This window comes from Vibrio jasicida CAIM 1864 = LMG 25398 (genome assembly GCF_000400365.1).
Taxonomy (GTDB): domain Bacteria; phylum Pseudomonadota; class Gammaproteobacteria; order Enterobacterales; family Vibrionaceae; genus Vibrio; species Vibrio jasicida.
Window position 1 is genome coordinate 21,521 of record NZ_BAOG01000014.1, and the last position, 13,047, is coordinate 34,567.

The following is a 13,047-nucleotide window of genomic DNA, read 5'->3' on the forward strand; positions in this document are numbered from 1 at the left end:
AAAGGAAATTCAATGTCAGATACGGCTAACTCTTCGCCTAGCGCTGAAGGCAACTCTTCTCAACAGAGCAACTTTGCGTTTATGGACGTTGCCCTTAACGGTGGCAGCGATGTATACACCACGCGTTGTGCCGAGATTAAAACTCGTGCACAAAATGCGGAACGCAACATCAAAACCGATCCACGTATCGCAGGCTTCTATGCCCGTAATGCATTGGAGTTAATGGTTGAAACCGTATTTGACATTGATAACTGGTTAACCCGCCCACGTCATGATGCGACCTTAATGTCGCTCATTCATGACAAGGGCTTTAAGCAAAACCTCACCACCAATCTGTTCCCTAAGCTCAAACTGGTGATCAAGGTTGGCAACGAGGCGGTACACAGTAAAACTACACTGCCACAGCGTGATGCTTTGCAAGCCGTTAAAGAACTGCACCATGTGTTGTATTGGTTTATTCGCACCTATACACCAGACTTGAATCGTAGTCAGTTTTTAGTTCAGTCATTTGATGAAACCTTAATCCATCAGCAAGTGGTTATTGATGCAACAGTGGCGACCAAAGCGCTAAGTAGCATCAAACGGGTTCAAGAGTTAGAGAAGCAGCTAGAGCTAGAAGACAAAGTTGAGCGTGAAGCTTACCTCAAGCAGCTAAAAGAAAACGAGGCGCTCAAAGCAGCAAACCAAGCCTTACTTGAGCAGATCGAGCAAGCCAAGCAAAGTGCGGAAAAAGTCACCGATACACACGACTACAACGAGGAAGAAACTCGCACTTATCTTATTGATGTACTTCTGCACGAGGCTGGTTGGAAACTAGAACATAAGCGAGACCGTGAATACCCAGTATCAGGCATGCCAATTTCTCAGGCTAACCCTAAAGGTAATGGCTTTGTTGACTACGTTCTATGGGGAGACGACGGGACCGCGTTAGCGGTTGTTGAGGCAAAACGCACTCATCGCCGAGCCGAAGACGGGCAACAACAAGCGAAGCTTTACGCTGATTGCTTAGAAAAGCAGTGTGGGGTGCGCCCAGTTATTTTCTACACCAACGGCTATGAGACACATCTGTGGGATGATCATTTTTACCCGCCACGTCAAGTTCAAGGCTTTTACACCAAAGCCGAACTAGAGCTTATGGTGAAGCGTCGTACCGACCGTAAACCTTTCTTTGAAAATGGGCAGCCGAACAACAATCTTGTTATTAACAACGAGATCACCAACCGTCACTATCAAAAGTCAGCCATTACTAAACTGCTGCAAGACTTTGAGCTAGAACATGAGCGCAAAGGACTATTCGTTATGGCGACGGGTACAGGTAAAACTCGTACAGTGATCAGCCTTGTTGATTTGTTAGTGAAAAACGATTGGGTTAAGAACATCCTGTTCCTTGCTGACCGTAATGCGCTACTCACTCAAGCCAAGAAGAACTTCGTTAAGCTACTGCCTCGCGTAAGTTGTTCGATTTTAGATTCTGGTCAGCGTAAAAACAGTATCGACAGTCGCTTGTACTTCTCTACATACCCGACCATGAAGAATCTACTGGATCGAGGCGCAGATGAGCGTCCATTTGGTGTCGGTCATTTCGATTTGATTGTTGTCGATGAAGCGCACCGTTCGGTCTACTCGAAGTACCGCCAAATCTTCGAGTATTTTGATGGCTTCTTAGTAGGGTTAACAGCGACACCAAAGGATGAAGTTGAAAAAGATACTTATGGCATTTTTGACCTGCAAAAAGGGATGCCAACCTACGCTTATGAAGACGACAAAGCGTATGACCAAGGCTACCTTGTGCCACCAACTAAGATTTCTGTCGCAACCAAGTTTTTACGTGAAGGCATTAAGTACAAAGACCTATCACCTGAAGAGCAAGAAGAGTGGGAAAACAAAGCTGAACTCGAAGATCGAGATGAAGTATTACCATCTGAAGTGAATAACTTCTTGTTTAATACCGATACTGCCGAGAAGATGTTTGCTCAGTTAATGAGTAAAGATGAGCGCGGTGGTATTCACGTTGAAGGTGGCGATGTCATTGGTAAAACCATCATCTTTGCTGCCAATAACCCTCACGCACAGTTTCTGCAAGAAGTATTCAACAAGAATTACCCTAAATGGGCTGGTAAATTAGCTCGTGTGATCACATGGAAAGAAACCTATGCACAAAGCCTAATTGATGAGTTTGGTGGCGACGAAAACAAGATTGACGAATTCGACCCTAAGAACCCTACTTGTCGCATTGCAATCTCCGTAGATATGCTCGATACCGGTATTGATGTACCTGAAGTAGTGAACCTTGTTTTCTTCAAAGTCGTTCGATCAAAAGTGAAATTCACCCAGATGATTGGGCGTGGAACACGTTTGTGTAAAGACCTGTTTGGTCCGAATGATAATAAGAAGACATTTAAGGTTTTCGATTATTGCCAAAACTTTGAGTATTTCGATGCGAACCCTGAAGGTATTGCGGTCGGTGTGGCGAAACCCGTGACTCAACAGGTATTCGAGAAGCGCGTACTACTCAGTACATTACTTAACAGCAGTTTGAATAATGAAGAGTTCCGAGAGCAACACCCAGAAGACTGCGAGCGCTATTCTGAGTTAAATCGTTACCAACTGGATATGTTGCACCACATTGTTAGTGGTATGAATCTCGATAATTTCATTGTAAGACCGAAGCGTCGAGCGATTGAGCCATTTTTAGAGCGTGAGCATTGGGATAACATTGATGACGCTAAGTTTACTGAGCTAGAGAGTCAGATCTCAGAACTACCGACGGAAGCAGACGCTTTTAACTCTGATGAGCAGCTTAACCATCTATCACACCGATTTGATAGCCTTGTACTGACCATGCAGCTAGACCTATTAGAGAAAGGTATGATCTCGGAAACAAGCCGTGGGCGAGTTATAGAGTTTGCAGAACAGTTAGAAGCTAAATCAACCATCCCAGCGGTACAAGCACAACTACAATTGATTCAGGACATCCAGACCCAAGAGTTTTGGCAAGATATCCACCTAGTGACGCTGGAAGGGTTACGACGTAAGTTGCGAAATCTGATGTTTGCGTTGGACAAAGATAAAAAAGAGATGGTGTACACCAACTTTGAAGACGAGATTCAAGGTGTCCATGATGTGACAAACGTATACAAGAACCCAAGCGTCGATTTAGCTCAGTATCGAAAGAAGATTGAACTCTATATTCAAGATCACCAAGACCAATTAACCATCCAAAAGCTAAAGCGTAATAAAGCCATTACCCAAGCGGACTTAGATGTTTTAGAAGGCTTGTTACTGGAAGCTAGCGGTATGAGTGATGTGGAAACGTATCGCGAAAAAATCCTACAAGAGAAGCCTTTAGGTACTTTTATTCGCGAGCTTGTCGGCTTAGACATGAATGCAGCAAAAGAAGCATTCAGTAGTTTCCTTGATGAAGAGGCGTATAACGCCGAGCAAATTCAGTTCGTCGATCAAGTGATTGACTACCTCGTTAGCAACGGCATCTTAGATATGTCGCAGCTCTTCGAGCCACCATTTACTGATAACCACGGCGAAAGCGCTTACGGCTTCTTCGATGAAGGCACCGTAGTGGAGTTGTTCGGAGTGATTCGCAAAGTAAATGCGAATGCAGTGGTTGCTGAAAGTCAGAGTGCTTAGGTTTATAAATAATGAAATTATTAGATAAGAAATACTACAACCTTGAACCTAAGTTCGAGTACCTTAAAGATGAATTTATTCTTGGCTTAGCTTGGAAAAAAACTGATGCTTTTATACGAACACATAATTGGTATGCAAATCTTCTAGAGCTAGATAAATACGCACTGGATATAAGTGATGAAGTAAAAGACTGGTCAACAGAAATTGATGATTGGGACTTAACTACAAGTGATATTGAATTGATACCAGCCCCTAAAGGAGCCAATTGGTCAATTGAAGGGGGGCAATGGATTCAAAAAAAGGATGCTCCAAGACTACGCCCTTTAGCGGATATTAATATTAAAGATCAGTCTATTGCTACGGCAGTGGCCATGTGCCTTGCTGACGCTATAGAAACAAGACAAAAAGATTGTTCTTTAACAGGTTTGGACTATTCAACTCATATAAAAAACAAAGTATTCAGCTATGGGAATAGGTTACTTTGTGACTGGGAAAATGAAAAAGCGAGGTTCCGTTGGGGAGGTAGTGAGTACTACCGAAAGTTCTCTTCTGATTACCGAAGTTTTTTGCAAAGGCCTATTTCCATTGGTCGGGAAGTTGTGCATAAAGTTAGCGAAATTGACGATGTTTTCATTGTCAATTTAGATTTATCTAACTTTTATGGATCAATTAAGCTAGAGGTTTTATTAGATAAGCTAAAAGAGCTCGCTAGCGAGCATTACGGCAATCAAGTCCTTGAGGAAGATAGTTTTTGGGACTGTGCGAGTCAGGTTTTAAGTTGGTCTTGGTCTGCAAGCTCTATTGATTTACTGAATCACCTAGAGCTACCAGAAAACGTAGGCTTACCTCAGGGATTAGCATCTGCTGGAGCTCTCGCGAATGCTTACTTAATAGGCTTTGATGAGGCTTTGAGTTCTAAACTGAGAACTAGGATCGAAGGTAGTCAAATTTTGTTACACGACTATTGTCGATATGTCGACGATATCAGGTTTGTTGTTTCTGGTGAGGCTTTGACTCACGATGAAATCAAAGAGTCAGTTTATGAATTGGTTCAGGATATTCTTGATGAGACGCTAGATCAAGATGAACTGGAAGAAAAACCGCGTTTAACTGTTAATGAAACTAAAACCCATGTTTTTGATCTATCTGATCTTGATAATGGAAGCAGTCTAACTCATAGAATCAATGAGATTCAACACGAAGTCGCAGCGTCAAGTGTCCCTGAACGTAGTGGGTTGGATAACAATATACCAGCACTCCAACAATTATTATTAACTGAGCAAGATAGTTTTTTAGAAGGTGTTGAGTGCTTACTTCCGGGGTTTAGTTCTGATAAGTCAATTAAAGTTGATTCCTTACGTCGATTTTCGGCTCATAGACTAGAAACAAGTTTAGCAAAAAAGAGCAAGTTGATTTCACCAAACGAAAGAAAGCAGTTTGAAAATGAATCAGTTTTGATTACTAAGCGCTTATTACAAGCTTGGCTAAAAGACCCATCGATTATGGTGATTTTTCGTAAAGCGCTAATGATTAATCCCTCTCTCGATATCTACAGTAATATTTTGAATATGATATTTGAACGAATCAAGGGTGATAGTGATAAGTTCGATAAACATATTATGTTATATCTATTGTCAGATATTTTCCGAAGTGTTGTCGACATATATAGAAGTTTAGATTCAGAGCGTTTAGTCGATTACCAGAAGCTCATGAGTGAAGTTACATCCGTTGCGCAAAAACTTATGAACCTTAAGGTTAACGAGCCGTTTCCGAGCTATGTATATCAGCAGGCTCTATTCTTTCTTGCTGTTGCCAATAAACCTTACATGACGAATGATAAGTCTATCCCAGCTCTTGCTAAGCTTCAGAGTGTTTTAATTAGACAGCACCTTGACCCTTTGGATAGTAAAGATGGATATTTGTTTGAACTATCAGCTCAAATTAGCAATGACTATCAAGCTAATGCTGCTTTTTTGCTTTCTCATCCAAATAAGAGAAAGGTTGTTGACTCAATTATAAAAAAGTTTGCTTTACGAGGCGGTCCATTTTGGCGAGTGCTTTGGAAGGAGATTGTAAGAACTCAGGACCGACCTAAAATAAACAGATTTAGGTGGGCTATTCCGCCGCAAGAATCAAGGCCTAATGGTTCTGAGCACTATTTGTCGTCAGTAATTAGCTTTAAAGAAAACCCGTTTAGGTTCGAACATGCGCTTCTTAAACTAGGTATAGCATTGGTTAAAACCATGGAGGATGAAACTAACCATCTGTGGCGTACAGATGGTAAGCAATATTCACCACATCAAATAGTAGTCGAGAGTAACACTGACTCTTGGACAGACCTTTGGCGCCCTAGTGTAACCATTGGTTGCTCTGTGGGAAAAATAGATCAAACACCTAAAGATCCTCGCTATGTAAGTCCTAAGTGGTTAGCAAAGCGCCAACGAGGAGTTTACGATGAACAAAAACTCTACTGGGTGTGTAGCATTTTACGAAGTGCAGCCTTAGGCAATATAGACTTTACTCAGAGGAATGATTTAAAGCTTGATGTCGAAAAATATGATGGTATTCGTTCTCAGTGGTATAAGCGAAGTATGGGGATGTTGCATACACCAGAATCAATTGTTGGAACATATGGAACTATAAGCGATTGGTTTGCTAGTCTCCTCCAACATGGTCTTCAATGGCCTGGCTTTTCGTCTTCCTATATAGAGGAAGAGGATATTTTAGCTATAGGTTGTCTGGATGACTTTAAAGATTGTTTGCAGAAGAGACTGACGTATCTCAATGCACAAATATGCATGTCATCTAACGTGCCAACTTTGCCTACTGTTGTTAAGAGACCAGAGCTAGCGTCTAATCAATTTAGAATAGTAACTGTTCAGCAGCTCTTCCCTAAAGATAAACACTTTCACCCTTCAGATGTGAAGCTAGATCACCATGATATCCGTTGGAAGCATAGGGAACACCTTGCGGAAGTTTGCAAACTGACGGAGCAGACTTTAAGTGCAAAGCAAAGAACAGAGTCTAGAGAGCAAAAAAGTACGGCGGACTTGATAGTGTTTTCTGAGGTTGCGGTACATCCGGATGATGAGGATATATTAAGAGCACTTGCTTTTAGAACTAAAGCGATAATTTTTGCTGGATTTGTCTTTACTGAGCTAGATGGCCGTATAGTCAACAAAGCTCGTTGGATTATCCCAGACTCCTCTGAATCAGGAATTCAATGGCGTATTCGTGATCAGGGTAAATTTCATATGACTCGTGATGAAATTACTTTAGGGGTTCAAGGATATCGACCATCTCAGCATGTCATTTCTATTGAAGGTCACTCCGAGGGACCGTTCAAGCTTACTGGCGCGATATGCTATGATGCGACGGATATAAAGCTCGCTGCCGATCTTAGAGACTTGACAGATATGTTCGTGATAGCAGCGTATAACAAAGATGTTAATACCTTCGATAATATGGCTTCCGCTCTTCAATGGCATATGTATCAGCACATCGTTATTGCTAATACTGGCGAATATGGTGGCTCTACAATGCAGGCGCCTTATAAAGAGAGTTATCATAAGTTGATATCGCACACTCATGGGGCCAATCAGATAGCGATTAGCACCGCTGATATTGATCTTGCTGCATTTAGACGAAAAGTAAAAGAATACAAAAAAACAAAAGCTCAGCCTGCTGGTTTTGCCCGAAAAAATTGAGAGGTATTATGGATACATTAGTTAAGCTAGCTACAATTTTTTCTCCTTTAATAAGCGCTGGTGTTGCTATTTGGGCTATTTGCGTTGCAACTAAGACTATTAAGGAAAACAAAGAGATTGCGAAAAAATCTGTCGCTGACACTGCGTATCAGACATATTTGCAGCTAGCAATGGAGAATTCAGATTTTGCTAAGGGCTATAAAGCTATCTCGGAAGACGACCCCAAATATGCTCAGTATGTATGGTATGTAGCGAGAATGATGTTTTGTTTTGAACAGATAGCAGAGGTTGAAGGAAATCTTAAAGACAGCACTTGGTATAAAACTATAATCAAGCACGTTGGTTTTCACTTAGAACACTTTGATAAGTCCAATGCCGTAGAGGAAGAGTTATATATTCAGCCTCTACTAGATATTATTCTCTTAAGTCGTAAAAAACAAACGACATAGGAATGTGACCCCACGCAAAAAGTGTTGTTAATATGAATAGTTTTTTTGTTTTTACTTAAACTCATACCATACTAAAACTTAGACATTCTAAGTTTTAGTGGTGGCATGTGAAAACGGACATTCAACTTTACCCTGACGAATCGCTCGAAAGCTTCTTGTTGCGCTTGTCGCAAGAGCAAGGTTACGAGCGATTTTCTCATTTCGCCGAAGATATCTGGTTTGACACGTTGAATCAGCATGAAGCGATTGCTGGTGCTTTCCCCTTAGAGCTGAATCGCGTCAATATCTACCACGCTCAAACCACAAGCCAAATGCGAGTGCGGGTTCTTATCCATCTTGAGAACCAATTAAAGCTCAATAACTTTGGTGTACTGCGCTTAGCATTATCCCATTCAAAAGCTCAATTCTCTCCGCAGTACAAAGCTGTGCATAGATTCGGTTCTGACTACCCTCATGCTTTTCTTCGCAAACGCTTCACGCCTATTTGCCCTCTGTGTATTGACGAAGCTCCCTACATTCGCCAGCAGTGGCAATTTATCTCTCACCAAGCTTGTGAACACCATGGCTGTATACTGGTTCATCACTGTCCTGAGTGTAAGTCGAGACTTGAATATCAAAGTACCGAGAGTATTAGCCAATGTGAATGTGGTTTTGAGCTCCGAAACTCGCCTGTAGAGGATGCGCCAGAGGCTGAGGTGTTGGTCGCTCGATGGTTGTCAAGAAATGATTCAAAACCCTTGGGATTGTTAACGGGGGAAATGACGTTATCCGAGCGATATGGCTTTTTACTTTGGTATGTAAATCGTTATGGTGATATCGATGACCTCAGTTTTGAGTCATTCGTTGAATACTGTAGCGCTTGGCCAACGGCGCTATGGCAAGACCTCGATACCTTGAAAGAGAAGGCAGAACTTGTTCGAGTAAAAGATTGGAAGAAGGTGTTTTTCAATGAAGCCTTTGGCGATCTGCTTAAAGATTGTCGTCAGTTACCCAGTCGGCAGTTGAGTCACAATATCGTGCTTGCACAGGCGTTAGCTTACTTTACAAAGCTAATGGCAACAGTGCCCTCAAGCGCCAAAGGAAATATCGGTGATGTACTGCTCAGCCCCTTAGAAGCTTCTACATTGCTTTCTTGCACCACCGATGAAGTGTATCGGTTGTATGAGTTTGGTGAGATTAAAGCCGCTATCAGGCCGCGAATGCATACAAAGATAGCGAGTCATGAATCGGCGTTTACTTTAAGAAGTGCCATCGAAACAAAGCTGACTCGAATGAGCTCTGAAAGTGATGGTTTAAGTGTATATCTGCCTGAGTGGTAATTATGACGAAATTAAGTGACTTATTAGCAATTGAAGACGAAGCAGTAAAGCAGGTTACGCTAAAGAAGATGTTCATGCCTTATACAGAAGATGTCTGTGTTGAAGGGTGTGAAAAAGAGGCGTTAACGATTTTGCTTAATCTCAGTTCAAGCCATCAATCAGATAGGTGCTCGGATTGGTTGGATGTTGCCCGAGCTAAAAGGCATTTAAAAGCGGCTGAGAACTTAGAAGCGTCCTTTGATGAAATTAAATGGTTCCACACTCATAATCTCAAGTTTCCAGACTGTCGAGTTAAAGATCAGCGGATAGTTGCACAGGCTCTTACGACAACCGAGGTATTCATTTCAAGCGGAGTATTAGAGCAGCGCTTGGGGTGGGCGCATAACTCTGCGGTATATCGTCACACATTGTGGTTATTGAATCCTTTTAGTTGGCAATCACAGCCCGTATGCATCCTTTCACTTATCAAGCAAGAAAGCTCCATTTGGATTGAGTTGCTCAAAGAATTCGGTCTAAGTGCTAAGTCACTTGCTCGCTTAAAACATACAATTGAAGAGCAGCTCCCTGATAATCATTTTCCCGATAGCGTCAGTTCTTACAGTAAGCAGCTACGGTTTCCATGGGGGGATAATTATATTTCGTTGACCCCAGTGGTCAGCCATGCCATTCAGAGCGAGTTAGAAGTGAGATCGAGAAATCGAGAAAGTAAGCTTAGCTTTGTGTCTTCGTCACTGCCAAATTCTGCAAGTATCGGGAACTTGTGTGGCAGTTTAGGTGGGAATATGAAAGCCCTAAACTACCCGCTAGACGTCAAACCAGCGAGAGGTGGAACGTTACCTGAAAGTCGAAAAAAGAGTGGTCACTACTTTGATGACTATCAGGTAACTAATACCAAAGTTTGTCAGGTTTTAAATCATCTAATTGGTTCAGAGCCATCAAAAACACAGAAGCAGAGGGAGAGTGCTCGCAAGGTTAGAAGTAAGATATTGCGAAAGCAGATAGCCCTTTGGATGCTTCCTTTAATTGAGTTAAGAGATATCGTTGATGCTGATCCTAATCAACAGCAATTGGAACATGATGACACTTTAGCTCAAGCCTTTCTGGCGCTACCAGAATCGGACCTAGGCTCCTTAGCCAGTGAGTTTAATCGCCGTTTACATCTTACGTTGCAGAATAATAAGTATGCCGCCAAGTTTGCCTATCACCCTAAGCTTATGCAGCTCGTTAAAGCCCAAATTGTATGGATTCTCGAACAGCTCAGTAAACCTACTGGTAATGCAGATAAGGTAACGGGCGAGCAGTATATCTATTTGTCATCAATGAAAGTGCAAGATGCTGTCGCAATGAGCAGCCCTTATTTGTGTGGTGCTCCTTCTTTGACGGCTATTTGGGGCTTTATGCACCGTTATCAAAGGGAGTTCAATAAGCTAGTTAATTGTAATTCCCCGTTTGAGTTTTCGAGTTTTTCTTTTTATGTTCGAAGCGAGAAGATTCAACCGACAGCGAAGCTTACTGAGCCTAACTCGGTCGCTAAAGCTAGAACGGTTTCAAACGCGAAACGACCTACCATTCGTAGTGAACGATTGGCGGACCTAGAGATAGACTTAGTTATTAGAGTTCATAGTGAAAGCCGAATTTCAGATTTTAAGGCCGCGCTTAAAACGGCACTTCCCGTTGCTTTCGCCGGAGGGGCGTTATACCAACCACAGCTCTCGACGCAGATTGAGTGGCTAAGGACGTTTACCAGTAGGAGCGAGCTTTTCCATGTCATAAAAGGTTTGCCAGCCTACGGGCGATGGTTATGTCCAAGTGAGAACCAGCCGAGTGACTTTGATGACCTAGAGCATTTAATAACGAAAGACGCTGATAATTTGCCAGTTTCTATTGGCTACCATTTGTTAGAACGTCCGACTAAACGGTGCAACTCGATCACCGATTGTCACGCCTATGCAGAAAATGCGATAGGGTTAGCTAAGAAAGTGAGTCCGATAGAAGTACGTTTTAGTGGAAGAGATCACTTTTTCAACCATGCCTTTTGGTCGATAGAATGCAGTAGCGAAACTATTCTTATAAAAAACTATAGGGATTAATCGTTTATGGAACTTTGCACTCAGCTGAACTACGTTCGATCACTCTCTGCTGGCAAAGCATATTTCTACTATCTATCTAAAAGTGGTGAGATGTGCCCCCTTGAAATTGATAGAACTAGGTTGCGCGCACCAAAAGGTGGTTATGCAGAAGCATATAAAGGGAGTAAGTTCGTAGAAAAGAATGTTGCTCCACAAGATTTAGCTTACTCCAATCCTCAGTTCATCGAAGAGTGTTATGTAAAACCTGGTGTTGATGATATCTACTGCGCATTTCCCCTTCGAATTCGAGCCAACTCTCTAACTCCAGATACCTGTAGTGATGACGAAGTGCGCTCTAAACTTTCGTTACTGGCTAACACTTATAAAGAGCTCAATGGGTATCAGGAGCTCGCACATAGATACGCGAAGAATATACTGCTTGGTACTTGGCTTTGGAGAAACAGAGAGTGTCGACAATTGTCGATAGAAGTGACCACCAGTGATTCACAAACCTTGATTGTAGAAAACGCAACAAAGCTTTCTTGGTATGGTTATTGGGATGAGGCGTCAGCAGAATGCCTAGAAAAACTTACCGCTTATTTGATGCGAGCCCTATCTGACCCGACCGAATATTTCTACATGGATGTCAAAGCTAAAATTGGAGTTGGTTGGGGGGATGAGGTTTACCCAAGCCAAGAGTTCTTGGATGATCGAGAAGATAGTGCTCCTACTAAGCAGTTAGCTACCGTAGAATTATTGAACGGAAAAGAAACTGTTGCTTTTCATGGTCAGAAAATTGGTGCAGCGTTGCAATCGATTGATGATTGGTGGCATGAAGAAGCAGATAAGCCATTAAGAGTGAATGAGTATGGAGCTGACCGAGAGTACGTTATAGCAAGGCGACATGTTTCCTATGGAAATGACTTTTACCAGTTAGTCAGAAATACAGAGAATTGGATTGAGACAATGATAGCTTCTCAGACCATCCCAAATGACGTGCACTTTATTATGTCTGTCTTGATTAAGGGGGGTCTCTTCAATTGTTCCAAAGCGAAGTAAGGATGATTATGACGAAGCGTTACTACTTCTGTATACGTTATACCCCTGTTCAAGCCGACTATGAGCTGTTAGCAGGGCGTTGTATCTCTCAAATGCACTTGTTTATGGTCAATAACCGACAATCCATCAATAAAATAGGCGTGAGTTTTCCCGACTGGAGTGATGTTACGGTTGGTCAAACCATCGCCTTTGTGGCTGAAGATAAAGAGATGATGATTGGACTCTCTTTTCAGCCCTATTTTTCTTTGATGGTAAATGAAGGTCTGTTTGAGATTTCTAGTGTTTGTGAAGTGCCAGACACTGCGATAGAGGTGAGGTTTGTCCGTAACCAAACGATCGGGAAAAGCTTTTTAGGTTCTAAGAAACGCAGAATCAAACGTAGCATGGCGAGAGCCGAACTATCTGGTGTTGAACCATCGTTACCAGCTACTAATGAAGAGCGTGTCGTCGATAGCTTCCATCGAATACCAATCTCCAGCGCTTCATCTGGGGAAGATTATATTTTGTTTTTACAAAAGGAGCTTGTCGGTGAGCGTGGTGCTGCAAACTTTAATAGCTATGGCTTAGCCACCAATCAAGAAAGAAAAGGCACAGTACCTGAATTACGTTTTTGACCCTCTTTCTAAAGCTGTTTTTTAGAGAAATAAAAACAATCACTTACAGAAGTACGAAGAAAAAGGGTATTTTGATGAATTGTGACTTTAAGCACGCAGAATCAGATGGTTAGAGACTATATTCTACAGTGTCCTGCCGCATAGGCAGCTAAGAATATAGTTCATCTTCTGCCACATCCAAAGCA

At 42.1% G+C, this 13,047-nt stretch carries 7 protein-coding genes; all 7 read left to right on the forward strand.

Features of this window, described 5'->3' with window-relative positions; genetic code table 11:
• The first annotated feature begins 12 nt into the window (after positions 1 to 12).
• Positions 13 to 3,645, forward strand: coding sequence for a DEAD/DEAH box helicase family protein (locus tag VJL_RS03760; RefSeq protein ID WP_038875879.1), 3,633 nt, complete (start codon positions 13 to 15; stop codon positions 3,643 to 3,645).
• Positions 3,646 to 3,656: 11 nt separating this feature from the next.
• Positions 3,657 to 7,352 carry a reverse transcriptase domain-containing protein gene (locus VJL_RS03765; protein ID WP_038875881.1) on the forward strand — a complete coding sequence of 1,232 codons (3,696 nt, stop codon included), beginning with the start codon at positions 3,657 to 3,659 and terminating at the stop codon, positions 7,350 to 7,352.
• 8 nt (positions 7,353 to 7,360) lie between these two features.
• Positions 7,361 to 7,801: a hypothetical protein gene (locus VJL_RS03770; protein ID WP_038875882.1), complete on the forward strand. Its 441-nt coding sequence runs from the start codon at positions 7,361 to 7,363 to the stop codon at positions 7,799 to 7,801.
• 107 nt (positions 7,802 to 7,908) lie between these two features.
• Positions 7,909 to 9,120 carry a TniQ family protein gene (locus tag VJL_RS03775; protein ID WP_038875884.1) on the forward strand — a complete coding sequence of 404 codons (1,212 nt, stop codon included), beginning with the start codon at positions 7,909 to 7,911 and terminating at the stop codon, positions 9,118 to 9,120.
• Between the two features lie 2 nt (positions 9,121 to 9,122).
• Positions 9,123 to 11,210 carry a type I-F CRISPR-associated protein Csy2 gene (locus VJL_RS03780; RefSeq protein ID WP_038875885.1) on the forward strand — a complete coding sequence of 696 codons (2,088 nt, stop codon included), beginning with the start codon at positions 9,123 to 9,125 and terminating at the stop codon, positions 11,208 to 11,210.
• A gap of 6 nt (positions 11,211 to 11,216) precedes the next feature.
• Positions 11,217 to 12,248, forward strand: a complete 1,032-nt coding sequence (gene csy3 / locus VJL_RS03785; protein ID WP_038875886.1) for a type I-F CRISPR-associated protein Csy3 — start codon at positions 11,217 to 11,219, stop codon at positions 12,246 to 12,248.
• Between the two features lie 8 nt (positions 12,249 to 12,256).
• The gene (gene cas6f, locus VJL_RS03790) at positions 12,257 to 12,862 is read left to right on the forward strand and encodes a type I-F CRISPR-associated endoribonuclease Cas6/Csy4 (protein WP_038875887.1); all 606 of its coding nucleotides are present in this window, start codon (positions 12,257 to 12,259) and stop codon (positions 12,860 to 12,862) included.
• Positions 12,863 to 13,047 lie beyond the last annotated feature (185 nt).

What these genes read in the sequence shown, in the direction of transcription:
- VJL_RS03760 (WP_038875879.1), top strand. Translation starts at nt 13, where the DNA reads ATGTCAGATACGGCTAACTCTTCGCCTAGCGCTGAAGGCAACTCTTCT.
- VJL_RS03765 (WP_038875881.1), top strand. Translation starts at nt 3,657, where the DNA reads ATGAAATTATTAGATAAGAAATACTACAACCTTGAACCTAAGTTCGAG.
- VJL_RS03770 (WP_038875882.1), top strand. Translation starts at nt 7,361, where the DNA reads ATGGATACATTAGTTAAGCTAGCTACAATTTTTTCTCCTTTAATAAGC.
- VJL_RS03780 (WP_038875885.1), top strand. Translation starts at nt 9,123, where the DNA reads ATGACGAAATTAAGTGACTTATTAGCAATTGAAGACGAAGCAGTAAAG.
- csy3 (WP_038875886.1), top strand. Translation starts at nt 11,217, where the DNA reads ATGGAACTTTGCACTCAGCTGAACTACGTTCGATCACTCTCTGCTGGC.
- cas6f (WP_038875887.1), top strand. Translation starts at nt 12,257, where the DNA reads ATGACGAAGCGTTACTACTTCTGTATACGTTATACCCCTGTTCAAGCC.